Origin of the sequence: Pseudomonas sputi (assembly GCF_021603585.1) — a bacterium.
Taxonomy (GTDB): Bacteria; Pseudomonadota; Gammaproteobacteria; order Pseudomonadales; family Pseudomonadaceae; genus Aquipseudomonas; species Aquipseudomonas sputi.
Genome location: NZ_BQHI01000018.1, coordinates 1 through 26,391 on the forward strand (window position 1 = coordinate 1; position 26,391 = coordinate 26,391).

28 protein-coding genes, 1 tRNA gene and 4 pseudogenes are annotated in these 26,391 nt (G+C 61.4%); 17 read left to right on the forward strand and 16 right to left on the reverse strand.

Annotated elements, in window-relative coordinates; translation table 11 throughout:
- The first annotated feature begins 164 nt into the window (after window positions 1–164).
- Both L6D81_RS21050 and L6D81_RS21055 read left to right on the forward strand, forming a co-directional pair.
- Window positions 165–1,841, forward strand: a complete 1,677-nt coding sequence (locus tag L6D81_RS21050; RefSeq protein WP_236181775.1) for an MFS transporter — start codon at window positions 165–167, stop codon at window positions 1,839–1,841.
- Between the two features lie 124 nt (window positions 1,842–1,965).
- Complete coding sequence (locus tag L6D81_RS21055; RefSeq protein WP_236181776.1) at window positions 1,966–2,934, forward strand: AraC family transcriptional regulator; 969 nt, start codon at window positions 1,966–1,968, stop codon at window positions 2,932–2,934.
- Window positions 2,935–2,964: 30 nt separating this feature from the next.
- Here L6D81_RS21055 and L6D81_RS21060 read toward each other — a convergent pair whose 3' ends face one another.
- Window positions 2,965–4,875, reverse strand: coding sequence for a tyrosine-protein phosphatase (locus L6D81_RS21060; RefSeq protein ID WP_236181777.1), 1,911 nt, complete (start codon window positions 4,873–4,875; stop codon window positions 2,965–2,967).
- A 225-nt stretch (window positions 4,876–5,100) separates the two neighbouring features.
- On the opposite strand from L6D81_RS21060, the gene L6D81_RS21065 reads away from it, so the two are divergent.
- From L6D81_RS21065 to L6D81_RS21080, 4 genes and pseudogenes are all read left to right on the forward strand, one after another.
- Window positions 5,101–5,355: a FecR/PupR family sigma factor regulator gene (locus L6D81_RS21065; protein WP_236181778.1), complete on the forward strand. Its 255-nt coding sequence runs from the start codon at window positions 5,101–5,103 to the stop codon at window positions 5,353–5,355.
- 55 nt (window positions 5,356–5,410) lie between these two features.
- Window positions 5,411–5,905, forward strand: coding sequence for a PaaI family thioesterase (locus L6D81_RS21070; RefSeq protein ID WP_236181779.1), 495 nt, complete (start codon window positions 5,411–5,413; stop codon window positions 5,903–5,905).
- 24 nt (window positions 5,906–5,929) lie between these two features.
- On the forward strand, window positions 5,930–6,325 hold the full coding sequence (locus L6D81_RS21075) for a RidA family protein (protein ID WP_236181780.1): 396 nt from the start codon (window positions 5,930–5,932) through the stop codon (window positions 6,323–6,325).
- Window positions 6,313–6,453: pseudogene (locus L6D81_RS21080) on the forward strand (LysR family transcriptional regulator); the annotation flags it as partial. The gene L6D81_RS21075 and the pseudogene L6D81_RS21080, both read left to right, overlap by 13 nt.
- A gap of 61 nt (window positions 6,454–6,514) precedes the next feature.
- On the opposite strand, the gene L6D81_RS21085 reads toward L6D81_RS21080, so the two are convergent.
- Complete coding sequence (locus L6D81_RS21085) at window positions 6,515–7,675, reverse strand: radical SAM protein (protein WP_236181781.1); 1,161 nt, start codon at window positions 7,673–7,675, stop codon at window positions 6,515–6,517.
- A gap of 69 nt (window positions 7,676–7,744) precedes the next feature.
- Complete coding sequence (locus tag L6D81_RS21090) at window positions 7,745–8,692, reverse strand: LysR family transcriptional regulator (RefSeq protein ID WP_236181782.1); 948 nt, start codon at window positions 8,690–8,692, stop codon at window positions 7,745–7,747.
- A gap of 136 nt (window positions 8,693–8,828) precedes the next feature.
- Between L6D81_RS21090 and L6D81_RS21095 the strand changes: the two genes are divergently transcribed.
- The 3 genes and pseudogenes from L6D81_RS21095 (at window position 8,829) to L6D81_RS21105 (ending at window position 10,020) form a co-directional block, all read left to right on the forward strand.
- On the forward strand, window positions 8,829–9,233 hold the full coding sequence (locus tag L6D81_RS21095) for a RidA family protein (protein WP_236181783.1): 405 nt from the start codon (window positions 8,829–8,831) through the stop codon (window positions 9,231–9,233).
- Between the two features lie 122 nt (window positions 9,234–9,355).
- A pseudogene (locus L6D81_RS21100) lies at window positions 9,356–9,487 on the forward strand (transcriptional regulator); the annotation flags it as partial.
- A 20-nt stretch (window positions 9,488–9,507) separates the two neighbouring features.
- Complete coding sequence (locus tag L6D81_RS21105; protein ID WP_236181784.1) at window positions 9,508–10,020, forward strand: GNAT family N-acetyltransferase; 513 nt, start codon at window positions 9,508–9,510, stop codon at window positions 10,018–10,020.
- Window positions 10,021–10,032: 12 nt separating this feature from the next.
- Here the strand turns inward: L6D81_RS21105 and L6D81_RS21110 are convergent, their stop codons facing one another.
- From L6D81_RS21110 to L6D81_RS21130, 5 genes are all read right to left on the reverse strand, one after another.
- Window positions 10,033–10,263, reverse strand: coding sequence for a putative antibiotic biosynthesis monooxygenase (locus L6D81_RS21110; RefSeq protein WP_236181785.1), 231 nt, complete (start codon window positions 10,261–10,263; stop codon window positions 10,033–10,035).
- Window positions 10,260–11,297: a catalase family peroxidase gene (locus tag L6D81_RS21115; RefSeq protein WP_236181786.1), complete on the reverse strand. Its 1,038-nt coding sequence runs from the start codon at window positions 11,295–11,297 to the stop codon at window positions 10,260–10,262. The genes L6D81_RS21110 and L6D81_RS21115 overlap by 4 nt, the downstream gene beginning before the upstream one ends.
- A gap of 5 nt (window positions 11,298–11,302) precedes the next feature.
- The gene (locus L6D81_RS21120; RefSeq protein ID WP_236181787.1) at window positions 11,303–12,760 is read right to left on the reverse strand and encodes an aldehyde dehydrogenase family protein; all 1,458 of its coding nucleotides are present in this window, start codon (window positions 12,758–12,760) and stop codon (window positions 11,303–11,305) included.
- Between the two features lie 19 nt (window positions 12,761–12,779).
- Window positions 12,780–14,309: a GMC family oxidoreductase gene (locus L6D81_RS21125; RefSeq protein WP_236181788.1), complete on the reverse strand. Its 1,530-nt coding sequence runs from the start codon at window positions 14,307–14,309 to the stop codon at window positions 12,780–12,782.
- Between the two features lie 115 nt (window positions 14,310–14,424).
- On the reverse strand, window positions 14,425–15,348 hold the full coding sequence (locus tag L6D81_RS21130) for a LysR family transcriptional regulator (protein ID WP_236181789.1): 924 nt from the start codon (window positions 15,346–15,348) through the stop codon (window positions 14,425–14,427).
- Window positions 15,349–15,497: 149 nt separating this feature from the next.
- Between L6D81_RS21130 and L6D81_RS21135 the strand changes: the two genes are divergently transcribed.
- Window positions 15,498–16,427 (forward strand): LysR substrate-binding domain-containing protein, encoded by a 930-nt coding sequence (locus L6D81_RS21135; protein ID WP_236181790.1) that lies wholly within the window; start codon window positions 15,498–15,500, stop codon window positions 16,425–16,427.
- Window positions 16,428–16,600: 173 nt separating this feature from the next.
- Here the strand turns inward: L6D81_RS21135 and L6D81_RS29735 are convergent.
- Window positions 16,601–16,774 (reverse strand): annotated as a pseudogene (locus tag L6D81_RS29735) (LysR family transcriptional regulator); the annotation flags it as partial.
- Window positions 16,771–17,091: a hypothetical protein gene (locus tag L6D81_RS21145; RefSeq protein ID WP_236181791.1), complete on the reverse strand. Its 321-nt coding sequence runs from the start codon at window positions 17,089–17,091 to the stop codon at window positions 16,771–16,773. The gene L6D81_RS21145 and the pseudogene L6D81_RS29735, both read right to left, overlap by 4 nt.
- A 253-nt stretch (window positions 17,092–17,344) precedes the next feature.
- Here L6D81_RS21145 and L6D81_RS21150 point away from each other — a divergent pair, with 253 nt between their 5' ends.
- From L6D81_RS21150 to L6D81_RS21175, 6 genes are all read left to right on the forward strand, one after another.
- Window positions 17,345–17,530 carry a DUF1843 domain-containing protein gene (locus tag L6D81_RS21150; protein WP_236181792.1) on the forward strand — a complete coding sequence of 62 codons (186 nt, stop codon included), beginning with the start codon at window positions 17,345–17,347 and terminating at the stop codon, window positions 17,528–17,530.
- A 34-nt stretch (window positions 17,531–17,564) separates the two neighbouring features.
- On the forward strand, window positions 17,565–18,191 hold the full coding sequence (locus tag L6D81_RS21155) for a DUF1842 domain-containing protein (protein ID WP_236181793.1): 627 nt from the start codon (window positions 17,565–17,567) through the stop codon (window positions 18,189–18,191).
- A gap of 39 nt (window positions 18,192–18,230) precedes the next feature.
- The gene (locus L6D81_RS21160) at window positions 18,231–18,809 is read left to right on the forward strand and encodes a DUF1842 domain-containing protein (RefSeq protein ID WP_236181794.1); all 579 of its coding nucleotides are present in this window, start codon (window positions 18,231–18,233) and stop codon (window positions 18,807–18,809) included.
- Between the two features lie 103 nt (window positions 18,810–18,912).
- A complete protein-coding gene (locus tag L6D81_RS21165) occupies window positions 18,913–20,376 on the forward strand; it encodes a GDL motif peptide-associated radical SAM/SPASM maturase (protein ID WP_236181795.1) in 1,464 nt (487 codons plus the stop codon).
- Window positions 20,377–20,472: 96 nt separating this feature from the next.
- Window positions 20,473–20,679 carry a hypothetical protein gene (locus L6D81_RS21170; RefSeq protein ID WP_236181796.1) on the forward strand — a complete coding sequence of 69 codons (207 nt, stop codon included), beginning with the start codon at window positions 20,473–20,475 and terminating at the stop codon, window positions 20,677–20,679.
- A 220-nt stretch (window positions 20,680–20,899) separates the two neighbouring features.
- Window positions 20,900–20,974: transfer RNA gene (locus L6D81_RS21175), tRNA-Gln, on the forward strand.
- 49 nt (window positions 20,975–21,023) lie between these two features.
- Here L6D81_RS21175 and L6D81_RS21180 read toward each other — a convergent pair.
- From L6D81_RS21180 to L6D81_RS21190, 3 genes are all read right to left on the reverse strand, one after another.
- The gene (locus tag L6D81_RS21180; RefSeq protein WP_236181849.1) at window positions 21,024–21,416 is read right to left on the reverse strand and encodes a DUF1801 domain-containing protein; all 393 of its coding nucleotides are present in this window, start codon (window positions 21,414–21,416) and stop codon (window positions 21,024–21,026) included.
- A gap of 154 nt (window positions 21,417–21,570) precedes the next feature.
- A complete protein-coding gene (locus L6D81_RS21185; protein WP_236181797.1) occupies window positions 21,571–21,912 on the reverse strand; it encodes a YajG family lipoprotein in 342 nt (113 codons plus the stop codon).
- Window positions 21,913–21,998: 86 nt separating this feature from the next.
- Window positions 21,999–22,646: an ATPase gene (locus tag L6D81_RS21190; protein ID WP_236181798.1), complete on the reverse strand. Its 648-nt coding sequence runs from the start codon at window positions 22,644–22,646 to the stop codon at window positions 21,999–22,001.
- A 164-nt stretch (window positions 22,647–22,810) separates the two neighbouring features.
- Between L6D81_RS21190 and L6D81_RS21195 the strand changes: the two genes are divergently transcribed.
- Complete coding sequence (locus tag L6D81_RS21195) at window positions 22,811–23,056, forward strand: hypothetical protein (RefSeq protein WP_236181799.1); 246 nt, start codon at window positions 22,811–22,813, stop codon at window positions 23,054–23,056.
- An 82-nt stretch (window positions 23,057–23,138) separates the two neighbouring features.
- Here L6D81_RS21195 and L6D81_RS21200 read toward each other — a convergent pair.
- The 3 genes and pseudogenes from L6D81_RS21200 to L6D81_RS21210 all read right to left on the reverse strand — a co-directional run.
- Window positions 23,139–23,525, reverse strand: a pseudogene (locus L6D81_RS21200) (AraC-like ligand-binding domain-containing protein); the annotation flags it as partial.
- Between the two features lie 142 nt (window positions 23,526–23,667).
- Window positions 23,668–24,135, reverse strand: a complete 468-nt coding sequence (locus tag L6D81_RS21205; RefSeq protein ID WP_011333744.1) for a hypothetical protein — start codon at window positions 24,133–24,135, stop codon at window positions 23,668–23,670.
- A gap of 98 nt (window positions 24,136–24,233) precedes the next feature.
- A complete protein-coding gene (locus L6D81_RS21210; RefSeq protein WP_236181800.1) occupies window positions 24,234–26,360 on the reverse strand; it encodes a TonB-dependent receptor family protein in 2,127 nt (708 codons plus the stop codon).
- Window positions 26,361–26,391: the final 31 nt, after the last annotated feature.

Genomic DNA, 26,391 nt, shown 5'->3' on the forward strand with positions numbered 1-26,391 from the left:
CCCCCCAATCCCAATTATGCTCAATGAAACCCCGCCCTCCCGCGCGGGCGGTGATTCTGTGCACGCTCCAAGAAACACCTGCTCCAGCACCAGCCAAAGGCCTCGGGTACGCGACGTTGATGAAGTGCTCCGGCCTACAAAAACAAGCACGACGGAGAACCCCCATGGCAGTACTCGACAGCACGTCCACAGGCAGTGCCCCGCACCACAGCGTTACCCGAGAGGAGCGCAAAGTCATCTTTGCGTCGTCGCTCGGCACGGTGTTCGAGTGGTACGACTTTTACCTCTACGGCTCCCTGGCGGCGATCATCGCCAAGCACTTCTTTGCCGGGGTGAACGAGACCACGGCGTTCATTTTCGCCCTGCTCGCCTTCGCCGCCGGTTTTGCGGTGCGGCCGTTCGGGGCGATTGTGTTTGGGCGGTTGGGTGACATGATCGGGCGCAAGCACACGTTTCTGATCACGATTGTGATCATGGGGGTGTCGACGGCGATTGTCGGGTTCTTGCCCGGTTACGCGACCATTGGCGTGGCGGCGCCGATCATTCTGATTACCCTGCGCTTGCTGCAAGGCCTGGCGCTGGGCGGCGAGTACGGCGGCGCGGCAACGTATGTGGCCGAGCATGCGCCGAAGGGCAAGCGCGGGTATTTCACGTCATGGATTCAGACCACCGCGACCCTGGGCCTGTTTATGTCGTTGCTGGTGATCCTCGCCTGCCGTACCGCGCTGGGCACCGAAGCATTCGAGGACTGGGGCTGGCGGATTCCGTTCCTGCTGTCGATCCTGCTGCTGGCGGTCTCGGTGTACATCCGGCTGCAACTGAACGAGTCGCCGGTGTTCAAGAAAATGAAGGAAGAAGGCAAGTCGTCGAAAGCCCCGCTGACCGAGTCCTTCGCCCGTTGGGACAACCTGAAAATCGTGATCATGGCCCTGCTTGGCGGTACCGCAGGGCAAGCGGTGGTCTGGTACACCGGGCAGTTCTACGCGCTGTTTTTCCTGCTGCAAACACTGAAGATCGATCCGCAGACCGCCAACCTGCTGATCGCCGGCTCACTGCTTATCGGTACGCCGTTCTTCGTGATTTTCGGCAGCCTGTCCGACCGCATCGGGCGCAAGGGCATCATCATGGCCGGGTGCATTCTGGCGGCGGTGACCTACTTCCCGATCTTCCAGGCGCTGACCCAGTACGGTAACCCCGACGTATTCGTCGCTCAGGAGAAGAACCCGGTCAAGGTGATCGCCAACCCCGACCAGTGCTCGTTCCAGTTCGATCCGGTGGGCAAGGCCAAATTCACCAGTTCCTGCGATCTGGCGAAAACCATCCTGGCCAAACGGGCGATCCCCTACGAAAACGTGGTGGCGGAACCCGGCACCGTGGCCCAGGTGCGTATCGGCGACAAGGTCATCGAAAGTTTCGAAGGCACCGCCATGCCGGCCGCCGACTTCAAGACCCGCAACGATGCCTTTACCGCCAGCCTCGGCACCGCGTTGAAAGAGGCCGGTTATCCGGAAAAGGCTGATCCGGCCAAGACCAATTACCCGATGGTGCTGCTCCTGCTGACCATCCTCGTCATCTACGTAACGATGGTCTACGGCCCGATTGCGGCATGGCTGGTGGAGCTGTTCCCGGCGCGCATCCGCTACACCTCGATGTCGCTGCCGTACCACATCGGCAACGGCTGGTTCGGCGGGTTCCTGCCGACCGTGGCGTTTGCGATGGTCGCGGCCACCGGGGATATCTACTACGGCTTGTGGTACCCGATCGTGATTGCGGTGATGACGGCGATTCTCGGGATCTTCTTCCTGCCGGAGACCAAGGATCGGGACATTCATCACACCTGAAATGACTTCGCTCGATGCTGTGCGTGGCGTTCACGCACAGCATCGAACGTTGTCACATCGGCGTCATTCTCCCTTGGTAACGTCCTCGCGCCCCTTCGCCCCGACCATCAAGGTGCCCCTGCCGGTGTACTCAAGTCCGACACGCCAGACCCTCATCCTGCGATCCGACAACATGGCCAGTGACGACTTTGGCGCGCTGTTCTCGCGAATGTTCGGCAACCGTTATGGCGACACACCGCCGCCGCCCAAAGACATCATCATTGGCGGCGTTTACGGGCGGTACGACGGCGTGAGTTTCCGGCGCATGCATTACCGGGGTGATTTCACCGTCGCGTTTCCCGAGCCATTCGACGAAATCACCTTCGTCATTCCCACCGCCGGCAAGATCGTTTTCAACCATGAAGCCGTGGGGCTGAGCGATGTGGGGCTGGCCATCGACAAGGCCGATCTGCGTTCGATGCGCTTTATCGACAATCATGCCCAGCATGGCATGTCGATCAGCCGTGCGGCGCTCACCGAACGCCTGTCGACCCTGCTGGGCAAGCCGATCGTGCACAAGCTGCATTTCGAGCCGAGGGTTGATCTGAACAGCCCGGCGTTTCAGGGCATTCGCGCCTTGATCGATCTGGCCACCGGTAGCGAATTCGATCTGCTGTTCAATGCCGGTTCGCTGATGCCGTCTCGGCTGCGGGAGATGCTGGTGGACGCGGTGCTGGAGGCCTGGCCGCACAATTTCAGCCAGGCCTTGCGCCGCCCGGAGGCATTGATTGCGCCGAGGCATGTGCGGCAGGCAATCGATTACATTCAGGCGCATCCCGAGATTCAGGTCAGTGGCACAGACCTGGCGCGGATGGCGAATGTCAGCCTGCGTGCGTTGCAGGAAGGCTTCCGGCGATTCGCCGGGACGTCGATTGTCGGCTATCAGCGACAGGTGCGGCTGGAGCGTGCTTACGACACGTTGCGCCAGGGCACCCCTGCGTCGGTGACCGAAGTGGCGCTGCGATTGGGCTTCAGCAATGTCGGCCGGTTCAGCCAGTATTTCCAGAGTGCCTACGGCGTGAGCCCGGCCGATGTGCGAAAAGGACTGCGATAGCGCAGTCCTTTTTTGTGCCGCTCAAATGCTTCAGAACTGATAGCTGGCCTTGAGTGCGCCACTGAAACCGTGGCTGTCACCTCCACCACTGGCACCGACTTCAGCCCCCAGGCTTAGCGCACCAAGGCTGGCCATGACGTTCACGCCGCCGTTGAACTGATCGCGGTTGTCGAACGCCGCGCGCTGCTCGATGTCCAGCCCCAGCAGATGGCCCTCGCTGTCGACCTGATGATCGCCGAGCACACGCTCATAACCGACCCGCACGCCCGGCACCAGTTGCCACGCGCCCATCACCACCGGGGCGAACGCAACGTCGAGGTTGGCCACCGCGCTGCGCCGGGTTTCTTGAATGTCATCAACGTCCAGAGCCAGTTCGCTGCCCTTTTCCTGGAAGCCCGACAGGTCCAGACGGCTGACCCGCACGCCGAGGCTCGGCTCCAGAATCACAGTGTTCAGCGGCACGCGATAACCCAGCGCCATCGTAGCGCCGCTGAGATGGCCGTGGGTGTCGCCCTTCGCCGAGCCGAGGCCACCACCGAGGTCGCGTTTGCTGTCGTAGTCGACGTAACCGGCGCTGATGTCTGCGTCGACAAACAGGCCACGTTCCAGGCTGGCGAAGCCATAACGAGCGCCCAGGTCGAAGAAGGTGAAATCGGTATCGGCCTCACCGCCCGCGCCGCCCACCGAGCCTTTGCTGTAACCGATCCCTGCGCGCGCACTGAGTTGTTCCGAGAAACGCTGGGTGACGCCAACCATCAGGCCCTGGCTGTGTTCGTTGCTGCTTTGCGCATGGTTTGAACCGTCAGTGCCCAGGTAACCGGCGAGCGCGGTGCTCCACAAACGGTGTTGGCCGACCTTGAGGTCGGTGCCGCTGGCGAACGGCGCGGCGGCCTGCTCGATCATTGCGTTCTGACGCAACAGGTAACTCGCCGCATCGGCGTGCACCTGACCGCCGACCGTGGACTCGACACCACCCAGAGTGCCGGCGTCGATGGCCGATTGCAGGTAGTAGTTGTAGGCGCTGTAAGTGCCCGACAGGCTGCTGTTCTGCAGTTGCTGCAACAGCTGCGCACCCGCGGCGGCGTTGCCGATCAGCCCGGCCTGACCGGGCAGGCTGTTGTACTCGACCATTTTGCCGCGTAGCACATAGATGGTTTCCTGGGACAGGCCCAACCCCTGCTTGAGGTAGTTGTCCATGCTGCCGTACTGCGCGGCCACCTGATCCAGACCCGCTTGCAGGTAACTGGCCTCGACGCCCAGCAGCGGCGCGTAGATCGCGGCCATGCTCGGCGGCAGCATCGCCAGGGTCTTGGCCACCCGTTCGGCGGTGTAGTCGTTGGTCGCCAGGTAGTTGCTCATGATCGTGGCGTTATCCACGCCGGCGATGCTCAACAGAACGGCAGCGGTCCAGCCCGTACGGTCCTTGCCGGCGGTGCAATGGAACAGCGCGGCGCCGTCGACACCGGCCAGTTCGTTGAACAGCACGTTGAACTGGCTACGCATCCCCGCATCGCTGACAAACGCGCGGTTGGTCTCCTGCATCATCGCAACGGCCTCGGCCGCACTTTTGAACGACACGGAGGTGATGTTCGCGCCGGAGGTGGTGCTGCCGATGATGTCGATATTCTGGTAGGTCGCACCGCTCGGCATCGTGTCCGGTGTGGCGGCGATTTCGCTCGGCGTACGCAGGTCGTACACCGCCCTGATTCCCAGACCGTTGAGGGTCGCCAGATCCGCCGTCGTCGGCGTCAGAGCATTGGAGCGATAAAACACGCCGGCGCGCATCGTGCCGTCATGGGCCGTGGAATAGGCGGTGGTGGTGCCGGCGATATCCCGGAAGTTGTCGATGCCCGCCAGACGCGGGGTTTCGAGGTCGGCCGCCTGGGCGGCAGCAATGGACAGACTCAGCACGGACAGCGAACACACAAGACGTTGAAACACGGGGCAGCCTCACTGAAAACACGTTGGGCTGCCCACTATCGGCATTGAAATGTGACGGAATATGACAAACCGAAGAAGCCCCGAAATCATGGCGCGATCTGTCCATCGGCGGCGTTTTTTGTCCGTTGAACGTTCACTAACCGTTTAAATACTCAAGGTGCTTTGACGTTTTTTTTGCAAGCGGCAACGTAAAATGCCCCTCTCCGGCCATCGTGGAAACCGTCAATGAACGACGCAGATGAAGAAATCCTGAACCAGGCAGCGCACTGGTGCCTGCGCCTGCAGGAGGACGATTGCACGCCCGACGAACGCCAGGCATTCCAGCAGTGGATTCAGCTCAGCCCGCGCCATGCCTTCGAATACGCCAAGATGCTGGAAATCTGGGACATCAGCGAGCAACTGCCCAACCACTCCACAACCCGCAAAAAACTCCTGACCGATCCACAACAGCCCGCGCAAAAGGAGCCATCCTCACGGTGAGCATTCGGGGTTAGAATCCGTCCGGTTCGGCTTACCGTTTAAGGATGACTGCGCCATGGCCTCCCCCGACATTTCCCTGCAAGACACCGCCGCCCCCGAGGGCGTTTGTTTCGGCTGCGGCAGCCGCAATCCGCACGGGCTGCACATCAAGAGCTTCTGGCACGAAGACGGCGTACACGTCATGGCCGAGCATGTGCCCGAAGCCAAGTACAGCGGCTGGCCGGAGCTGGTCTACGGCGGCCTGATCGCCATGCTGGTGGACTGCCATTCCAACTGGACCGTAATGGCCTACCACTACCGGGCGGAAAACCGCGAACCCGAAAGCCTGCCGCGCATCAACTGCGTCACCGGCAACCTCGGCATCAAGTTCATCAAACCCACGCCAATGGGCGTACCGCTGACGCTGAAAGCCAAGGTCGAAGGAGACGTCGGGCGCAAGACCCGGGTGATCTGCGAGGTCTACGCCGGGGATGTGCTGACGGCGGTGGGTGATTCGGTGTTCGTGCGGGTGGATACCGAGCAGTTAGCGGCGGCCGCCCATGGTCGCTGAGACCTGTCACTCAAGGAAAACAACATGCCTGATCGCAAAATCATCATCCCCGATTCCATGAAACCCATCGTCGAACGCGCCGGTTACGCCCCGGCGGTGCTGGTTGGCGACACGCTTTATTGCGCAGGCCAGGTGGGCCGCACCGCCGACCTGCAGGTCATCGAAGACCCCGAACAGCAATTCATCCGTGCCTGGGAAAACCTCGAAGAGGTGCTGCTGGCCGGCGGCTGCACGTTGAACGATGTGGTGGAGATGACCACTTATCACGTCGAGATGAGCCGGCACATGCCGGTGTTTCGCGAAGTGAAAAACCGTGTGTTCCCCAAAGGCTTCTGCGCCTGGACCTGCATCGGTGTCAGCGAACTGGCCCATCCGGGGCTGCTGGTGGAAATCAAGTGTGTGGCGGTGCGCAGGCGCTGAGCCTCACGCTGTCGGCCATCCGCCAGCAGATCCGCAGCCTTGAGGCGTACCTGGAACAGCCGCAGTTTTTCCGCAGCGTCAGCCTGACCAACGCCGGCCATGATCTGCTTTCTATCCGGCGTGTCATCAGAGCGTGTTAGCGCAGCCCGCAGCGCAGTCAACTCAACTGACAGCGCCCGCCCCGCAGATTCAGACCGCCGTGAAATGACCTGCGCCGAGCCGGCCTTCCAGCCGACCGAACAGGACGTAATGCTGATAACCGCTGGTAAAGGCTCCCGTGGAAATCGCATTCTTGACGTCCTGATTCATATGCAGGTATTGCGCTTCGTCGAAGTGCTCGGCGCTGACTTCGCCATTGCGCCCAAGCTTGTCGCTCTCGACTGGCATACCCATGATCGTGCGTCGCTGAAAATCGATGATCCGGTTGACGGCGTGACTTTCGAGCGGTCCCCGGTTGGAGTGCGCCGAGTAGATGTGCAATCCGTTGTTCGCGCAGCGATTGCACATGTCGATGCAGTTCGGCTGAGTGGACTTGCGTTCGGTCAGTTGGGCCAGCGGCATGTCCAGGTATTTGCCGACCTGATATTCGGTCTGATTGAAGATGGAACAACACAAGATGGTGTTGCCATTGCAGTCGAGCACCAACCAGTCGTCCTTGAGCGTACAGGCCTGCTGTGGGTACTGGCGGACCAGATTGACCAGGTCGTCGTAGGGCGGCAGCGCGAGTCGCTGCAGGGTCTCGCGGTCGGTATCGGTCACCGACGGGTCGCGCTCGATCAGCGCCAGCGTCTTCTCCAGCGGCATCATCACTGAATAGCCGGTCGAGAACTCAAAGCCCAGGCTCTGGCTGAATTCGCGCATCAGCCCTTCTTCTTCCATGTTGTCCAGGTAGCGGTGGTAATAGACCTCGATCCGCGTGTTCAAGCCGTGTTGCTGCTTGAGCTCATGCAGCTTGATCATGTTGGCCTTGACGACCTCAATGTCGCCGCCCACGTGTCCCTGTTCGTATGTCTGCTGATAAAACCCGGACAGCGAGATGCGGAAGAACCATGGATTGGCGAGCATCGCCGTCTCCATGTTTTTCGCCAGATTCAGATTGGAACTGATACCGCTGCGCAAACCGGCCGCGTTGATGATTTCGACAAATTCGCCGATGCGCGGGTGGATCAATGGCTCGGTCCAGTTATACAGAAAGATCGACTCGACCCCTTCGCTTCGGGCCTTCTCGACAATCTTCCTGAACATGTCAACTTGCATGGCTTTCTTGAAGTTGACGTTTTCCGAGTTACCCATCGGACACGAAGGGCAGCTCAAATTGCACGCGCCGACAATATCGATGTACATATTCATTGCGAGTGACGCTCCTGGAGTGAATAGCGGTGCATCCCGACTGTCGACTTTTGTGATTGCCGTTATTCGCTATTTTTTTGACAGTCCCGGAGCGCGGCGAGCAAGTTCCGGGCCATTGGCGTGCGTGGCCATCAATTCGACGATCCAATCGATAAATACCCGCAGCTTTTGGCTGATATGCCGGTTCGGCGGGTACGCAACGTACAGCGGCATCGGGTCAAGCGCCCAGCCCTCGAACAGGGGTAACAACTCCCCCCGAGCCTCGTGCACCGCCGACATGTAACGCGGTAGCCAAAGCACACCCAACCCGGCAAGGCCCGCCGCCAGGTAGGCGTTGCCATCATCGACCGCCAGGACATGCTGGCCCTTGATCAGCAGGTTCTCAGAGACATTGCGCAAGGCGTAAGGCACCGGCCTGCCGGTGCGCGCCCAAAGAAAACCGACCACTCGGTGATGGCTGTCTTCCAGCTCTCGGGGATGCGTCGGGGTGCCGGCTCGGGCCAGGTAACTCGGCGCGGCATACACGCCCAGTTGCAGATCGGCGACCCGCCGGGCCATCAGCGACTGATCCCGCAACTCGCCGCCGCGGATCACGCAGTCGACGTTTTCATCGATGATGTCGACGATCCGGTCGCTGACGCCCATGTCGATCTGGATCTGCGGGTAACGCGCGTAAAACTCGGGCAGCGCCGGCACCAGAATCAGATTGGCCAGAGGGCTCGGCACATCCACCCGCAAGCGCCCCTTGGGCTGCGCCGCCGCCCCCGGAAGGCTGGTCTCGGCATCGTCCATGTCAGCCAGCAGCTTGATCACCCGCTCGTAATAGGCCGCGCCGTCCGCCGTGGCGTTGACCTTGCGTGTGGTGCGGTTGAGCAACTTGACCCGCAGGCGCGCCTCCAGTTGCTGAATCAGTTGGGTCACGGTGGTCTTGCTCATGTGCAAAGTCTCGGCGGCCTTGGTGAAACTGCCCGCCTCCACCACCCGGGCGAAAGCCTGCATCGCGTCGAAACGGTCCATAACCCCACCTCTGATAACGGCTTGATTGTTTGGAATTTACAAACAGTGATCGCCAAGGTTGCGCGTTTATCGCGCGGATGCAAGGCCCTACAGTCTCTCCCTCACAGGTTTTCATCCCATTTGAAGGAGACTCCCCATGACGAATGTTCAGCCAAAACGCGACGTGGTTTTCCCGCCCGGACGCCACGCCCTTTACGAGCGCAATCGTTATTCTCCGGCGGTCCGTTCCAACGGTTTTCTGTTTGTCTCAGGCCAGGTCGGCAGCCTTGAGGACGGTTCACCGGAGCCGGATCTGAAACAACAGGTGCGACTGGCCTTCACCAACCTCAATGCCATTCTCGGCGCGGCCGGCGGCAGCTTCGATGACGTGGTGGACGTGACGGTGTTCATGGTCGACCCGCAATCGACCTTCGAAACCATCTGGGAAGTGGTGCCCGAGTTCTGGGGCGAGGCGCCGCATCCGACGATCACGGCGGTCGGCGTGACCTGGCTGTATGGGTTTCAGTTCGAGATCAAGGTGATTGCCAAACTGCCGGAATGACCTGATATCGCGTGGATTTGCAGTACGGGCCGACGGTCTTCAGACTGTCGGCCCGCATTTCTTTTGCGATCCATCGCCCTGTCTGACACCTTGCTGGAGCCCAGTCTGCCCGGCATCGCCCTGCGCCGCCGGCACTGGAATTCGTCACTGGCCGCAACGACTCGAACCTCGTGCCCATCCGCGAAAGCCTGTGCCGCTGGACGCGGATCGCGCTGTCGGACGGCACCGCCGTACGGCTGGTGGAAACCCTGTAGACCGGAACACCCGAGAACGCATGAACACAAACATCACAATCCGCAACGAACGCCCCGAAGACATCGACGCCATCGCCCGAATCACCGAGGCCGCGTTCCAGCACGAAGAACACTCCAGCCACACCGAACAATTCATCGTCAACGCCCTGCGCAGCGCCGGCCAGCTCAGTGTGTCGCTGGTGGCGGTGGAAAACGACACGGTGGTCGGCCATGTCGCCATTTCCCCCGTGACGATTTCCTCCGGTGCTCAAGGCTGGTACGGCCTCGGCCCGATCTCCGTACGCCCGACCCGCCAACAGCAAGGCATCGGCTCGGCGCTGATGAAAGCCTCGCTGGCGCAATTGCAGCGCATTGGCGGCGTTGGCTGCGTGGTGCTTGGCGATCCGGGCTACTACGGGCGTTTTGGCTTCAAGGCCCATGCCGGTCTGGAGTTGCCGGGGATTCCGGCGGAATACTGTCAGGCGTTGGCGTTCGAAGGTGAGTTGCCGGTCGGTGTCGTCAGCTACCACGAGGCTTTTGACGCCACCGAGTAAGGCCCGGACCGCTTAACGCACCAACCACCGCGCCATCAACCGCGAACTCTGCGGCATCAGCCAATACACCATGTTGAACGAAATCAACCCGGCCACCAGCATCTTGAACAACCACCCCGGCAATCGCAGGTCCGCCAGTTCCAGCAGCGCCGCCAGTGCCCAGGGCGTGGACACCGACAGCGGCCACACCACCAGCCATGACACCAGCCATTGCTTCCAGCGTGCGCCGGCCTCGGTGGTCATGGTTGTTGACGCCGCAGCACGGCGCGATGGTAGATGCGGTCGCGGGTCAGGGGCATCGGGTCGCGGCTCAGGGCGATGCCGTCGAGCAACCGACCGGGGCTGAAGTCGAGGCGTTGCTGGGCGGTTTGCTGATCATCGGCGGGCACCACAGAGTCGAGGGTGAAGATGCCCAGTTCGACTTCGCGGCGGTTTCTTGGCCACGGGATCGAGCCGTCTTCAATCACGTCGCCCGGCGCTGCCAGTTGCGCGATCAAACGCATCTGCGCGGGGCCCTTCGCCAGTCGTGCCGTCAGTTCGTCCTGCAAGTAGTCGGCTGGCATACGGGCGGCTTGCTGGTCGCTGAGCAGCGATTGGCCGGTCAACGGTTCGATGCGATAGCGAACGATCTGCTCCCGGTTTTCCCGGTTACTGAAAACCAGCGCGTTCACGCCGAAGTATTCGATGCTGGTGTAGCTCGACGGCGCCGGTTTCGGCGTTTCCAGAAAGTGCCTGGCCCTCGGATGCTCTGCCAGAAACGCCTGCAACGGCTGCGGATCCCGCGGCGTCGCGACCGTTGCAGCAATGCCTTTCAGGAAGCCGAGAAATTCCAGGGGCGTGGCCACCGGAAAACCGTCGAACGAATGGCCGACAATGTCGGTGAACTCGCCGTTCGGCAGTTTGAAGCGCACCGCAAAGCCGCGCGGGCTGGCCAGCGGATCGCCGTCCACCGTGGCCGGCACGCCGCTGAAGTTGGAGAACCGCAGCACCACCGGTACCGGTTTCCCCTGCAAATGTGCTGCTCGGCTGAGGGTCGCCGCCGCGGGTGAAGCGGTGAAGGTCCCGTTCACCAACAGACCTTTGGCATGGGTCGCGCGAAAGCCTGGATGCTTGCCGAACGTGGCATACAGCGCATCCAGCAGCGCGTCGTAGAGTTTGTCCTGTGACACCGGATCAGTCCTTGTGAAAGTCAGAGGTTGTTCGCCCGCGGCATAAGCCGGGGACGCGTTAAGCGCCCCCGCCAGCAGCGCGACGATCCACGGTCGGGATAATCGCATCGGGGTCACTCCTGACGCCGACCGGGGTTGAGCGCGATGTGTTTGTACTCGACAAAATCATCCATCGCCCCCACACCGTTCAGACGCCCCTGCCCCGATTGTTTGAAGCCGCCCTCCTCGAACTCGTCGTAGACCACCGCCCAGTCGTTGACCCACACCGTGCCGGCCTCCAGATCGCGGGCGACCCGCAGCGAGCGGTCGATGTCGCGGGTCCAGACGCTGGCGGCCAGGCCGAACTCGCTGTTGTTGGCCAGTTCGATGGCTTCGGCTTCGCTGTCGAATACCTGCAGGGTCAACACCGGTCCGAAGGTTTCGCGCTGGACGATGGCCATCTCCGGATCGCTGACCCGCAGCAGTGTCGGCCGATAGAACGCGCCCTTGGCCAGCGGCCCGTCAGTCACAGGCCCACCGCGCACGATGACTTGCGCACCGGCAGCAATCGCCTCTTCCACCACCTGATTGACCCGTTGCACGTTGGGCTTGTCGATCAGCGGCCCCATGTCACTGGCCGGATCCGCCGCCGGCCCGACCCGAACGGCTTCGAGCCGAGCAGCAAGGCGTTCGGTCAACACGTGAGCGATGTCCCGCTGCACCAGCAGTCGCGAACCGGTCATGCAGAACTGCCCCGAAAACACTGTGAGCGCCTTGACCAGCGTCGGCACCACGGCGTCGAGGTCGGCATCGTTGAACACCAGCATCGGCGTTTTGCCGCCCAGTTCCAGGCCGAAGCGCTTGAGGTGTGGCGCCCCCGCCGCCGAAATCGCCCGACCGGTGCCGGTGCTGCCGGTGAAGCTGATGACCGGCACCTGCGGTGACTCCACCAGATGGATCGAACCGGCCGCGCCCTGCTCGCTGAACAGGTTGATCACGCCACGCGGCAGCGACGGCGCTTCACTCATGATCCGCGCCACCAGCGCGTTGGTCTGCGCGGTCTGCCCCGGCATTTTGATGACCGTGGTGCAACCGGCGGCCAGGGCCGGCGCCAGCGAGCGGATCATCAGCACCACCGGCGAATTCCACGGCACGATAATGCCCGCTACACCGACGGCCTGACGGATCACCAGAGATATCTTGCCGGGCCGGGGTTGCGCGGCGCGGCCATATTCGGTGCGGGCCAGCGCGGCGTAATAGCGCAATTTGGACGGCACCATGCCGACTTCGAAGGCGGCCTCGGGACGGATTTTGCCGTTCTCCAGCGCCAGGGTGTCGATCAGCTCGGCGGCGTTGAGTTCGAAGACGTCCGCCAGTTCCAGCAAGACCTGCGCACGCAGCTGACTGTCGTCTTTCCATGGGGTGTGCGTGAAGGCCCGTTGCGCGGCGTCGATGCCTTGCTGCGCTTCAGCCAACCCGCCTTCGGCGTAGCGACCGATCAGCTCATAAGTCGCTGGGTCGATGGAATCTTTGTAGTCACCGGAATCCAGCCACAGGCCGTCGATCCAGTTCAAAACCTTGGTGTTGTTCATGGCGAAAACTTCCTTGGATTCAGGCATAGAGACCGGCGATTTTTTCGGCGGTGGCGATCACGGTGAGGTTGGTGGCAACCGACGGCACGTCCGGGAAGATCGAGGCGTCGACCACTCGCAGGCCCTGCACGCCGATCACTCGGGCTTCGAGATCGACCACCGCATGCGCATCTCCCGGCCGGCCCATCGGCGCGGTCGAGGTCGGGTGGTGATAGGTGTCGAGCGTGGCCTTGACGCTGGCCAGCAAGGCGTCGTCGGAATCGTTGCCCTGCCCCGGATTCAACTCCGAATGAATCAAACCCTTGAGCGGCGCCGTCGCCCCGATCCGCCGCGCCAGACGAATACCGTCCAGCAGACGCTGGCGATCCATCGGCTCGGCGAGGAAATTCAGATCAATGTTCGGCGCCACTGACGGATCGCGACTGGCCAGCGTGACCTTGCCCCGTGACAGCGGCCGGGTCAGCGCCACCGCGAGCACGAAACCGACCTGGGTCGGGCTCTGGTCGTGGGGGAACAGGTGGGTCGCGGTGATGTGAATATCCAGATCGCCGTGTTCGGCGCTGCGGCTGTGAGTCCAGAGTTTGGCGCCAATGGCCGGTGACTGGCGGCCGATCAGGTCGGGTTTAGCGGCGTAGGCGTTGTAGTAGAACGGGTGATCCGCCAGGTGTTGCCCGACCGGCAATTCGGCGACCGGTTCAATGTCCAGCGCGCGCAGATCGTCGCCAGGGCCGATGCCGGAGCGCAGCAGGATCGCCGCGCAGCCATAACTTCCCGCCGAAAGAATCACTTCGTTGGCGCGCAATTGCTCGCCATTGGCCAGTTGCACGCCCACCGCACGTTTGCCGTCGAACAGCACCTTGTCCACCACACTGTCGGCGCGAATCTGCAAATTGTCGCGGGCGCGCACCTCGTCCGTGAGGTAAGCCATGCCGGTGTTGACCCGCACGCCGTCGACGATGTTCATCGGGTACGGGCCGACGCCGTTGGCATTCGCGCCGTCGAAGTCGTCGATCATCCGGTAACCGTTGGCGACCGTGGCATAGATGAAGGCTTTCTGCATTGGCGTGACGTCGGCGCTGCCGAGCTGACGCACCGGCAGCGGCCCGTCGTGGCCATGCAGTGCGCTGGCGCCGCCGCTGTGGTTTTCCAGTTTCTTGAACGAGGGCAGCAAGTCCTCAAAGCTCCAGCCCGGCAGATCCCAGCGCTGGAAGTCCGTTGCTCGGGCGCGAATCGCCACCGCGCCGTTGATGGCCGAACTGCCGCCCAGCACTTTGCCGCGCAGCGCGCCGATCGGGTGTTCGACGTAGCCTGGCCGGGAGGTGTAACCCCACTCGAACTGGCGATTGCCATTGGCACCGACCACGTCGCTGCTGGCGACGATTTCGGGGTACTTGCCCGGGGCAAAACTCTGGCCCGCCTCCAGCAACAGCACCTGGCGCCGGGTATTTTCACTCAAGCGACGGGCCAGCACTGCGCCGGCGGAACCGCCGCCCACCACGATCACATCGACCGGGGCACGCCGGGCAGAATTTACAAGGGTATCGTTCATCGGTTTCTTCCCTGTCAGGCGTCAAAGCGCGCCTGTTGAGGAAGAGCTTATTGAAGGGTTCGAGGGCTCATAAGCCGGGACAAACCGAATCGCGGTTTCGCTTTTCCCGAACGGCTCAACCTGTCGAATGGGCCGCGAGCAATTGCTCCCACACCGGCGGACTGCCGATCTGTTCGCAGAGAAAATCGGTCAACGCCTGCAACTTCGGTGAGGCCCGCTGGGAGCGCCGATACACCGCTGAAATATTCCCGCCCCGAGGCGCGTAAGGCGCCAGCACCTCTTGCAGTTCGCCGTCCACGATAGCTTGCGCCGCCAGAAACGTCGGCAGGATCGCCAACCCCATGCCGGCCTTTGCCGCTTCCATCAGTTGATGGCCGTTATTGGTGCGCATCCGGCAACGCACGCGAAACGATTCCAGCGCATTGTTCACCGGCAACGTCCACATGCCGTGGGGTTCGCGGTTCACGTAGAGCATGGCGAAATGCTCGGACAGTTCCTGCGGCGTTTGCGGCGTGCCATGGGCGGCCAGGTAATCGGGACTGGCGCAGATGATGTGGCGATTGGAGGTGATGGTTTTCGCCACCAGCGAGGAGTCCGGCAACTCGCCGATGCGGATCGCCGCGTCGTAACGTTCTTCGTGCAGGTTGACGTGGCGGTCGTCGAATTCGATGTCCAGCCGCAACTCGGGATAGCGCACCGCGAACGACGACAGGATCGGCGTCAGGTAACGAATGCTGAACGCCATCGGCGCCGCCAGTCGCAGACTGCCGCGCAGGCTCGATTGAAAGGCCAGCACCGCGTCCTCGGCCTCTTCTACCTCCGACAGAATCCGCACGCAATAACGATAAAACACTTCCCCGGCCTCGGTCAGCCGGGCCTGCCGTCCACGTTCGAGGACGATGCTGCCGAGGCGTTTTTCCAGTTGTGCAATCCGCTGGCTGACCATGGATTTGGCGGTGCCCAATTGCCGGGCTGCCTCGGTGATACTGCCGGTGTCGACCACCATGACGAACGATTGCATCTCGCAAAGCTTGTTCAAGTTCTACATCCAGTGTGTGCAAGGTCAGACGGCGCAATCTACGGCTCGTCCGGCATCGCCCACCAGAGCCGAAAACGGGCCGCTGCTTCCCACACAATGGACAATCGGGCTTGTATAGTTGGCGTCCCTTTTCCAGCGAGTCTCGCCCCGTGCTAGACCTCAATGACTTGCAGTATTTCGTGATGGTGGTGGACCACGGTGGCTTTGCGCCGACGGCGCGGGCGCTGGGGATTCCCAAGTCCAACCTGAGCCGGCGCATTGCCTTGCTTGAGGAGCGTCTGGGCGTGCGCCTGATCATCCGCAACACCCGGCACTTCTCGGTGACGGAGCTGGGCCAGACCTACTACGACCATTGCCGCGCAATGCTGAAACAGGCCGAGGTTGCCGAAGCCGCGATTGCCATGACCCGCGCCGAACCGGGCGGCGTGTTGCGCGTGACCTGCCCGACGACGCTGCTGGAAGAATGCGTCGGCGGGATCATCACGCGTTTCATGGCGATGCACCCGCGCGTCGAAGTGCATCTGGAGGCCAGCGACCGGCAGGTCGACGTGGTGGCCGAAGGCGTCGATCTGGCGTTGCGGGTGCGACCGCCACCCTTGCAGGATTCCGAGCTGGTCAGCCGGGTGCTGTCGCAGCGGCCGCAATGCCTGGTCGCCAGCCCTGCGCTCTTGAATCGACTGGGCGAACCCCGTGAGCCGCGAGACCTGTCGCGCTTCCCCAGCGCTCACCACGGCAGCCCGCAGCAGGTTTACAGCTGGACGCTGTTTCATCAGGACGGTTCTGAGTTCACCCTGCAGCATCGCCCGCAGTTGATCACCAAAGGCTTGCCGATGCTGCGCTGCGCGGCCATCGACAGCGTGGGCGTTGCGCAAATGCCGATGTCGCTGGTGCATGACTTCATCGAGCGCGGCCAATTGGCGGTGGTGCTGCCCGACTGGGCGCCGCGCACGGAGATGATCTACGCGGTGTTTGCCAGCCGTCAGGGCATGCTGCCGTCGCTGCGGATGCTGATCGATTTCATGGCCGAGCAGTTCGAATTGCTGGACGATCCTTTGCGCGGAATGCGTGCAAAGGCCTGAGAGCATTGCTCACGCTTCGTGTTCAACCGCTTCACCAAAGCGCTATGGATGCCATTTCTGCGATCAATATTCTGTCCTCATGTTGTTTTTGCCCCGGACAGAAAAGAGCGCAAGCCATGCCCAGCCCGAGAACGCTGTACCAGAAGCACATCGACAGTCACACCGTCTGCACCCCGAGCCAGCAGCTTGCTCGCCAGCGTGGTTTCCAGCACAGAGATGCGTTTACTGACGTAGGCCGGCGAATAGCCCATCTCATCGGCGGCGCTGGCAAAGCTGTTCTTGCGGATGACGGTAAGAAAAACCTTGAGGTCTTCGGGCAAGGGAAACTGGTCACGATTGGTGTTCATTGATCGGCTTTTTTCCAGACCGAGTGTCGCAATCCGTGAAAAATAGCCGCGGTAATGACCGTTCGGCGCTTTTTCTGGCAGCCCTGCACAAACGGGTCTAGGGTTGCGTGGCTGGCATAATGCTGGCCACTTGGCAAACGTCGCTCGACGGGCGCCATCAGCGGCACTGGAAGAAAAATCAGGGATGGTTTTTGTGCTTGCGCGGGTATTGCACTCTTGAAGAGTGAACGACCTATCCCTGTGTTTCGTTGCTTTCTATCAAGGACAGAAAGATGACCAACGTACAGGCGAAATTCCTCCGTTTGCCCCTTCGGCAACTTCTCTCATTAATGCCCGAGGCCAGACCCGACGGTTTTGGCTGACGACGCTTGCGCGTGAGCCGGCGCTGCGGCGTCGCCCCTGCGCGAACCCGATTTACGGATTGATCAGATCCCGACGGATCAGGCAGTCACGTCGCCGAGAATCCCGGCTGCCGGTGATTCTGGCGGATGTCGTTCGCCTGCCTGTCAGGAAAGGCGCCCCTTCTGCGCAAGGGGTCGAGCGGTAAATACCCACGAGGAAGGCCTCGACATGACCGGTTCAAACCACAACATCCCGCCCTACGGCGTCGCCATCCAGAGCGCGATCACCGACGGCGACCTGCAGCAGATGAAGACTTTGTTGAAGCAGCGCGATTCAACGAAGCCGGAAGCGAAGGCGCTACAAACCGCGTACGAAAAACTGGCCAAAGAAGTTTCTCGACTGGAAAAACCCTAAGGCCAATTCCCACATTGCAATGGAGGCAATCAACATGTCAGCTACTCAGCAAAATGTCGGCTTGTTCCCGGTGAGCTACCGGATCGGTACCGGCCAGCCAGGGGCGCAGAGTCTTGCGCTGAACCTGCTGGTGTCCACGCCGCAGCAGCAGGTCACCGGCAACGCCGCCGTGACTCAGGCGACCAATCCGCCGCTCGACATTGACTCGGACGTCTGGGGCGAATACACCTACATGACGGTGATGAAGCCCGGTGTCAGCAAGATCCTGATCACCGCCCAGGGCAACCATGGCGGCCCCGGCTCCAACTCGATCATCAACTTCAAGATCCATCTGGTGGTCGGCACCGACTGGCGCGAAGGCGTGGCCAACTATGAATACTTCGACGGCCAGCGCTGGCACGAACTGAACAACGTACCGGCGCATCTGGTGGAGGTGCCTTCGAACGTCCTCCAGCCGTTCAATCCCGGCCCGGTGATCGAGCCGCACAAACCGGTTCTGCCGCTGTATGCCGCGCCGATTCAGGGCGCCATCGCCAGCGGTGACCTGGCCCAGATGAAAAGCCTGTCCGCGCAGGCCAGGCAGCAGCTGGAGCAATTGCCGCAATTGCGCATAGCGGTGGACTCCGCCAAGACAGAAATCAGCCGCTTGCAAAGTCGCTGATCGGCTATCGGACCCATTACTTTCACAAGGAGCAGCATCATGTCGATCGGACTTTTTCACACCCGCCTCATCGCCAGCAATTCACTGCTGGGCGCACCGGTCCTGACCCTCGATATCGTGGTCGATACCGTCCGCAAAAAAGTCAGCGGCACCGCCAGCGTGTTTCAAAGCACCTGGCCACCGGTGAATTTCCATGCCCGGGTCTGGGGCGACTATTCCGAGGCCAAGCTCACGCCATCCACCGAGACCTACCTCATTCTCACCCTCGACGGCAGCCCGAGCGGCCCGCTGAGTCAGATCGCCCAGACCTTCCACCTCAAGGGCATTCTGAACGACTGGACCAGCGGTTTTGTCGATTACCGCTACAACGAAAGCGGCCAGTGGCAGGACGTGCGGCACGTCGCCGTGCATCAGGCACCGAGCGTCGAGCCACTGCCGCCCGAGCATCACGTCCAGCCGCTGTATGCCGTGGCTGTGCAAACGGCAAAGGAAAGCGGCGATCTGGCGCAGTTGAAAGTCGCCGTGCAGCAAGGCGAGCAACAACTGGCCCACGAGGGCGCACTGCGCAGTGCCCTTGAGCAACTGAATGCGGAAATCGCGCGACTGGAAGCGCGCTAAGGCGTACGGCCCGGGCGCGGTCATGGGTGACCGCGCCCGGTCTTCCAGCCCATCGAGGTCAGTCCAATCGTGCCGCGCACAGGCCCGTGCGCAAGGATCTCCCATGACAGACAACCGCCCTGCCCGCTACCTCAGCGACACCGACCTCAAACGCTACGTGCCGGTGCACGTGGTCTGGGAAATCACCCTCGCCTGCGACCTCAAGTGCCTGCATTGCGGCTCCCGCGCGGGGCATCGGCGTCCCGATGAACTCAACACCCGCGAATGCCTTGATGTCATCGACTCCCTGGCTGCGCTCGGTACGCGGGAAATCACCCTGATCGGCGGCGAAGCCTACCTGCGCAAGGACTGGACGCAATTGATCCGCGCGATCCACGACCACGGCATGTACTGCGCGATCCAGACCGGCGGGCGCAATCTGACCCCGGCGAAGATGCAGGCGGCGGTCGATGCGGGGCTCAACGGGGTCGGGATTTCCCTGGACGGACTCGCCCCGCTGCACGACAAGGTGCGCAATGTGCCAGGCTCGTTCGACAAGGCTGTCGACACCCTGCGCCGGGCCAAAGCCTCGGGGCTGGCGGTGAGCGTCAACACCCAGATCGGCGCGGCCACATTACCGGACTTGCCGGAATTGATGGACACCATCATCGAACTCGGCGCCACCCATTGGCAGATCCAGATCACGGTAGCCATGGGCAATGCCGTCGACCATCCGGAACTGTTGCTCCAGCCGTACAAGCTGTTGGAAGTGATGCCGCTGCTCGCCCGGTTGTACCGCGAAGGTTTGGATCGCGGCCTGCTGATGAACGTCGGCAATAACATCGGTTACTACGGCCCTTACGAACATCTTTGGCGCGGTTTCGGTGACGAGCGGGTGCACTGGAGCGGCTGCGCGGCCGGCCAGACCGTGCTCGCATTAGAAGCGGACGGCACGGTGAAAGGCTGCCCGTCACTGGCCACCGTCGGTTTTTCCGGTGGCAACGTGCGCAACATGAGCCTGCACGACATCTGGCATTACAGCGAAGGCATGCACTTCGGTCGCCTGCGCTCGGTCGATGATCTGTGGGGCTACTGCCGAAGCTGTTATTACAACGACGTCTGTCGGGGTGGCTGCACCTGGACGTCGCACTCGCTGCTGGGCAAACCCGGCAACAATCCCTACTGCCATTACCGCACCCTGGAATTGCAAAAGCAGGGTTTGCGCGAGCGCATCGTCAAAGTCGAAGACGCCGCCCAGCGCTCGTTTGCCGTCGGACGCTTTGACCTGATCACCGAACGCATCGACACCGGCGAAAAAGTCAGCAGCGTCAGCGATAGCGGACAGGTGATCAAACTGGCCTGGATCAATCAGGGCCAGTCCTCCCCCGAGGAAGGACGCCTGCCGACGCAATTGGCCCTGTGCCGCAGCTGCCTGCAATACATCCACCCGCATGAATCGATCTGTCCGCACTGCCACGCCGATGTCGCCGCCGCCGAGGCCCGACACTTGACCGACCGGGCCCGGCAGCAGGCGATCATGAAGACGCTGAGCGGTTTGCTCGCGGGAGTGCCGAGTTCGTTGAGCTAAGACGGTGGCAGCGGCCGTTCGCCCGCTCGCCGCGAAAAATCTCGAACTCGCTCGGTGGCGCTGCATCCAACGTTTAAGCCAACGGAGGTCAACGCCATGAACAACGACAACAAAGCCCAACCCACGGATACATCCGGCAAACCGGTCGATGTGGTGATACGCGATCTTGAGGACCGGGACCACGACACTCGCGGCGTGGATGAGGTCATCACGCCCTCGTCCACTCGCACCAAGGAACAGGACGCCGAGACGTTACAACGCAAGGTTGACGAAATCGAACGCAAGGTTGCAGACGGCAACTGATCGGTTAGCCCGAGCAGGTCTTTCGGGCTTCATCGGTGGCCCTGATTGTCAGGGCCATCGCTGGAAAAGCCCGGAAAACCTGACCGGCGATGCCATCCGGGAAATAAGTAGCTGTTTTCCATGAAATTTATTGTCTTGAGGGGTTCCCAGATCGGAAGAACGCTGGTAAATTGCCGCCCACTGTTGCAGAGGTCCTCCCGGGACTGAAACCAATAGCTACAGGGGCGTCGCCAAGCGGTAAGGCAGCAGGTTTTGATCCTGCCATGCGTTGGTTCGAATCCAGCCGCCCCTGCCATTTTTCCTCGTTTCACCCTCCTCCGTTTCATCTCTGCCTCAACGGCACATCATTTCTTTGTATTCAACGTAATCGCCGAACGCACCAGTGCTTTCAAAGCCTTGGCATCGATCGTGTCGTCTTCGTGAACATCAATCGCCCGCCGGGTATTGCCTTCCAGACTGGCATTGAACAGTCCTGACGGATCCTCCAGCGCCGCGCCTTTGGCGAAGGTCATTTTCACCACAGCCTTGTAGGTTTCCCCGGTGCAGATGATTCCGTTATGCGACCAGACCGGAACACCGCGCCACTTCCACTCCTCGACGACCTCCGGATCCGCCTCATGAATGATCGTGCGAATCTCGGCCAGTTTCTGGCCGCGCCAGTCGTTCAGTTCCTTGATTCTCGCGTCGATCAGCACAGACGGATTCTCAATCGCCACGCCGCCGCTATCCTTCTTCATTTCCTTTTCCTCCCGAAAAACCTTGTCCGCCATCCAGCCTGGCGCCGACTGCGCCAAACGCCGGGCAAAAAAAGCCCCGCAAGGTGCGGGGCAAAGGAATTGGTTGGTTGCGGCCAACCAAAGGAGCATCGTCAAAAGCGTTAACCGTCAGGCGTTACAGGCACTCCTGGGCAGCCCGTTCAAAACTCGACGGCAGGAAACTCGACGCCAGCAAGTGGCGCTCATACAAAAACACCTTGCCGCCGTCCGGTGCCTTGTAGGCTTCAAGGACGTTGTCCGCCGCCACCTTGCTCGGCACCACGATCCGATAGCTGCGCTGGGTCTGCGACACGGTCGGGTTCAGCGCACTGCCCTGCAGTTTCGGCACCACGCATTCGGCGTACTGGGCGGGCGTCTTGTGCGTCTGCAGGGTCAGCGTCGGGTCGTTCGGCGCAGAGGCGCAAGCGCTCAGCAGTAAAGTGACAGAAGCCATGGCAGGGATAAAAAAAGCACGCATGGATGAAATCCTGAAAATAAAAGGTTCGGTTATTCGGCAACGTTCAGTGTCACGGGCACTGCCGTTGCCGTTTTTGATTAAGGTGTTCAGCCTGCACTCACCAGGGCCTTGAGCGAATCATCGAACTGCTTCAAGGCACTCAGTTGCAGGTCGCGCTGCTGTTCGATCCCGGCGGCGATTTCAGGCGCGGCCTTGTTGTGTACCCACACCGACGGCAGCTCCTTCTCCACCGCGCCTTCGGCCTTGCCGATGTATTGCAGGTTGGCGTCGTAGAAGCGTGCGGCGAACCGCGCTTCGACCTGGCTGTTGCGTTGAGTCAGCAGACGGTTGTGGGTATCGAGCATCACCACTACGTCTGGATGGGCCTGCACCAGCGCATCAAGGTTTTCGTAGACGGTCACCGAGAGAAACTGGTGTTGCAGCGAACTCATCAGCCAGTCGATGGCCAGTTCCGGCTCGGAGCTGTCGACGAAAGCCTCACGGATCCGCGCATCGAGCGCATCCTTGGCACCGTTCACCGCTACATCGTGGTAACGCTCGAGGTATTGCAGGTTGTCCAGGGTGTTTTCGCTGTACAACACACCGACGGTTTGCGAGTGCTGCAGCGCGGCACTGCTGGCGGCGACGGGCAGAAAATGGCACGACTTGGCGTCGTCTGCGTAAGCCGGGGCTACGGTAGCGGCCACCCCGCCCATCAGCAGGGCGACGACAGCCAGTCGGATCAATGTCTTCATCGCGCAAATGCCTTCAGCAGCGTGTTCGATGGAGGCGATTTTCCGCCCATCGGCGCCAAAGCAGAACTTGCGTTTCTTGATGGTCACTATTACTTGAACCAATAGTTACGCAGCGTGCAGACTGCAGCACACTCAATCACAACGAAAACAGATGAGGATTACCCGTGCGAACCTTTGATCTGATCCGCGATGCCGTCGTGCCAGAATTTCGCGACCGCGTGGCCGAATACCTTGTCGAATACGAAACCGTGCTGGGCCAGTCAGCGGACGATTCGGAGTCGGTGCGGGCCGTGGCCAATCAATTGCGCGGCTATCTGCGCGGCCTCAACACCACGCGAGTACTGGGCATGGCGGACTGGGAAGAACTGGACCGGCGCGTGCTGAACACCTGGCTGGCACCTGCTCGATGACACGCTAGCCTCTTCAGGCCGGGAGGCACCACCTCGGCCGGCGTGCCGCTGCAGCGCGTCAGTCGGGAGCCGTCGCCCCTCTGCGCAGCGGCAAGTTGAGGATGAATTTCTCGCAGTCGTCGGAATAGGTCAGGTCGACCGGATCGTCCGGGTTGATCAACAGCAATTCGCCCGGCACCAGATGATGCTCGCGCTGGTGCCCGCGCCACAGGCAGTTGCCTTGCAGCAGGACTTGCAGGTGATACACCGTTTCCAGTGCAAGTGAAGTGACGCGAACGCTGCCGCCATAGCTGATGCGGCACAGGTCGAGGTCGGCGAGTTTGCGGTGGTTGAGGCTAGCTTGCGGATGGGTGGTTTTGGACAGGCCGATGAAATGCTGGCCGACGTGCTGATTCACATAGTCGGAGACGGCATACGGGTCAGCGTGGCGAAACACGCTGCTGCGGTCACTCAGCAGGCGGCTGTCCATGGGCAAGGCACTCGATCTTGTCGTTATGGTGATGGTCACGGTTTACGCCATCACCGGTCACAGTACGCCGGCGAGCAAGATCGGGCAATTGGACGAAGGTTCGGGTGTCCGGTGATCGAACGGTTTCATCGAGCAGATATGTTCAGGCCAATGTATGCCAGTAGAAATGAATGAATTCGTCTTCATATTCGGCGAAAAGCGAGACGATGAAATCCGTTTTCATCGAGTACATCAATAACGCACCGATGAAACCGGAAGGCTCGTGCAGTGGTTGCTTGAGCGGCACGATCAGTTCGACCGCCCGTTCTGCCACCAACTGGTTGAAAACCTCTTCGGAAATCGGTTCAAACTGCGCGCCGCCAACGTATTCCGGGAAGCTGTGATCCCCACCTGGTTGACGTTCGTGCCACTCGGCATTCAGCCACACATTCAAGCCGTTCGTATGATGCGATTTGCTCACACGGGTGATTCGAATGTACTCCTGACCGCAGGGGACGAGGAAGGCGCTCGATGGATACGTCAGGTAGTAAAGACCGGGACAATCGTTGTGGCAGGGCCAAAAAAGCAGCTGTTGTCGCGTGAGTTGGTCAAAGTCGTTTCTGTCGAACATGGGAACCTTTGGCTGATAAGGGGATGAGCATACATTTGCAGCGCCAAATTTTTTTCAGGTGGCAGGACAACGCGGCTCTGCAAGGTGAACCCAGCCCCTCAAAGCAAACTCCACGACACCCCGACATACATCGCCATGCCCTCGCCCGGTGTGGATCGTGCCGCGTCCAGTCCTTTATCGTCATAGCCCGGCGTAACGGTAGCGGCGTAGTGTTTGTCGGTCAGGTTGCGCATGTCCAGCCAGGTCTGCCAGTCGCCTTTCGGTGCGTTGTAGCCCAGTGTGGCGCCGAAGGTGGCGTAAGGATCGGCGTAATAGCTGTTGGCGTAATCCACTGCGGTTTTCGAGACCAGTTGCGTGTTGACCGCCGCGAAGAAGCCCTGCGGAAAGTCGTAGCGCAGCTCGCCCTGGTAGTAATGCATCGGCAGGCCCGGCAGGCGGTTGTCGCCGAAGCGGTCGTCGTCGCGGTAATGGAAATCGCTGAAGGTGTAGGCCTGCCGCAGGCTCAACTTGCCACCATCGTTCGCTGACCACAGATTGCTGTTCAGACTGGCCTCAATACCTTGGTGCACGGTCGGGCTGGCGTTGAGTTCGTAAGGTGTGGTGGCGTTGGCGTCCGGCAACACCGAAAGCAATTCGTGGCGCACCTGCGCGTAGTACCAGGCCAGGCTCCATTCGCCGAGGGCGCTGTCGCCACGGCCGCCGAGTTCCAGGGTGGTCGCGGTCTGGTTCTGCAGTTTGACCGGGTCGCGCTGGGTGCCGGTGGCGGCGCCGCTGCCAGCCGGGAAGCGTACGTTGGAGCTGTAGATCAGCGACCACGGATGCGGCGCTTCGACCGAGCGGCTGAGGTTGCCGAACAGTTGCAGATCCGGCGTCAGCTGATAGCGCAGGCCCAGACGGGGCGCGTAGTCCCAGTCGCCGAGGCTGGTCTTGCCGCCACCTTCCGGATACGTGACCGCGCTTTCGCGGCGGGTGTAGATCGCGGCGAGGCCGGTGGTCAGCCACAGGTCGTCGGCGATTTCCAGGTCGTTGCCCACGTGCAGGACAGAATCCGACCCCTGATAAGTGAAGTTGCGCATATGCGTGCCCGGCGCATAACCAGCGGTGTTGCCGGTGGGAATCCGCACCAGCTCGCTGGCACCGTCGTTGGGCAGGTGTTTGGTCACTCGCAGGCCCACGGTGCTGTTGCTCTCCATTCCCCAGAGGGTGTCGCGGCGCTTGTAGTCGAACGTGCCGCTGACGTCGGTGTACGCGACCTTCAGGCGGTTGGGGCCCTCGCGCAGGTCCATCGGGTAATCGTGATAGACCAGACCGGTCTGGATGCTCGAATCGTCATCGATGTAGTACGTGGTCTTGTTGCCGATGAAGGTGCTGCCGGGCTGATCGCGGCTGTCGTTGCGCGTCACGTAGGCCGGGTTGGCCGCACGCGGATCGTGCTCGATGGCGTGTTTGGTCACCCGCCCGGCGAGGTCGTTGTCGGTTTCGCGATGACGGATGTAGAAGCGGGTTTCCAGATTCGGATTGAAGCGATAACCGAAGTTGGCGATCACGCCCTGGCTTTTGCTGGCGGTGTGATCCTGATAACCGTCGGAATGCGCGTCGGTCATCGACAGGTAGTAATCGAAATCGCCCAGTACCTGGCCGGAGCTGACTTGCCGCTGGGCATAACCGTGGCTGCCCATCACGTAACGCACATTCAGCAACGGCGCGTTGTAGCCGGTGTGGCTGACGTAATCGACGGCGCCACCGAGGGCCAGCGCACCGCGATCAAAACCGTTGGCGCCGCGCAGCACTTCAACATGGTCGAGCCACAGCGGCTCCAGCAGTTCATAAGGCGTGCCGCCGGGGCCGGTCAGCGGCAGGCCGTCGAGCATCGTGTACAGCCCTGATGCGTGGGCGCCGGGAGCGCGGTTGATGCCCGAGCCACGGATCGAGATTTTCGTCCCTTCGTTACCCGCCGACTGGGCATAGACACCGGGCTGATACGCCAACACGTCCTGATTGCTGGCGACCCTGCCCTGCAAAGGCTGGCGCATATCCACCACGTTGCTGCCACCCGGCACCTCGGCCAGACGAGCCTTCGCCTCTTCCACCGACGCATCTTCACCGCTCTGATCCTCGGCCCCGATCAGTACTTGCCCCAGTTCCAGCCCCTGGGATTGCGCCTTGAGCGGACAGACAAGGGCCAGTCCCAGCAAGGCAGCGGGCAGGGTTTTGAGCGAAGGCATCGGGTGAACTCCAGACAGGCGGGAACGGACA

Coding starts and splice junctions, on each gene's coding strand:
- L6D81_RS21170 (WP_236181796.1), top strand. CDS start 20,473: ATGAACAACGACAACAAAGCCCAACCCACGGATACATCCGGCAAACCG.
- L6D81_RS21185 (WP_236181797.1), bottom strand. CDS start 21,912: ATGCGTGCTTTTTTTATCCCTGCCATGGCTTCTGTCACTTTACTGCTG.
- L6D81_RS21070 (WP_236181779.1), top strand. CDS start 5,411: ATGGCCTCCCCCGACATTTCCCTGCAAGACACCGCCGCCCCCGAGGGC.
- L6D81_RS21050 (WP_236181775.1), top strand. CDS start 165: ATGGCAGTACTCGACAGCACGTCCACAGGCAGTGCCCCGCACCACAGC.
- L6D81_RS21160 (WP_236181794.1), top strand. CDS start 18,231: ATGTCGATCGGACTTTTTCACACCCGCCTCATCGCCAGCAATTCACTG.
- L6D81_RS21090 (WP_236181782.1), bottom strand. CDS start 8,692: ATGGACCGTTTCGACGCGATGCAGGCTTTCGCCCGGGTGGTGGAGGCG.
- L6D81_RS21110 (WP_236181785.1), bottom strand. CDS start 10,263: ATGACCACCGAGGCCGGCGCACGCTGGAAGCAATGGCTGGTGTCATGG.
- L6D81_RS21075 (WP_236181780.1), top strand. CDS start 5,930: ATGCCTGATCGCAAAATCATCATCCCCGATTCCATGAAACCCATCGTC.
- L6D81_RS21180 (WP_236181849.1), bottom strand. CDS start 21,416: ATGAAGAAGGATAGCGGCGGCGTGGCGATTGAGAATCCGTCTGTGCTG.
- L6D81_RS21205 (WP_011333744.1), bottom strand. CDS start 24,135: ATGTTCGACAGAAACGACTTTGACCAACTCACGCGACAACAGCTGCTT.
- L6D81_RS21120 (WP_236181787.1), bottom strand. CDS start 12,760: ATGAACAACACCAAGGTTTTGAACTGGATCGACGGCCTGTGGCTGGAT.
- L6D81_RS21155 (WP_236181793.1), top strand. CDS start 17,565: ATGTCAGCTACTCAGCAAAATGTCGGCTTGTTCCCGGTGAGCTACCGG.
- L6D81_RS21085 (WP_236181781.1), bottom strand. CDS start 7,675: ATGAATATGTACATCGATATTGTCGGCGCGTGCAATTTGAGCTGCCCT.
- L6D81_RS21115 (WP_236181786.1), bottom strand. CDS start 11,297: ATGCGATTATCCCGACCGTGGATCGTCGCGCTGCTGGCGGGGGCGCTT.
- L6D81_RS21165 (WP_236181795.1), top strand. CDS start 18,913: ATGACAGACAACCGCCCTGCCCGCTACCTCAGCGACACCGACCTCAAA.
- L6D81_RS21105 (WP_236181784.1), top strand. CDS start 9,508: ATGAACACAAACATCACAATCCGCAACGAACGCCCCGAAGACATCGAC.
- L6D81_RS21065 (WP_236181778.1), top strand. CDS start 5,101: ATGAACGACGCAGATGAAGAAATCCTGAACCAGGCAGCGCACTGGTGC.
- L6D81_RS21210 (WP_236181800.1), bottom strand. CDS start 26,360: ATGCCTTCGCTCAAAACCCTGCCCGCTGCCTTGCTGGGACTGGCCCTT.
- L6D81_RS21125 (WP_236181788.1), bottom strand. CDS start 14,309: ATGAACGATACCCTTGTAAATTCTGCCCGGCGTGCCCCGGTCGATGTG.
- L6D81_RS21150 (WP_236181792.1), top strand. CDS start 17,345: ATGACCGGTTCAAACCACAACATCCCGCCCTACGGCGTCGCCATCCAG.
- L6D81_RS21095 (WP_236181783.1), top strand. CDS start 8,829: ATGACGAATGTTCAGCCAAAACGCGACGTGGTTTTCCCGCCCGGACGC.
- L6D81_RS21190 (WP_236181798.1), bottom strand. CDS start 22,646: ATGAAGACATTGATCCGACTGGCTGTCGTCGCCCTGCTGATGGGCGGG.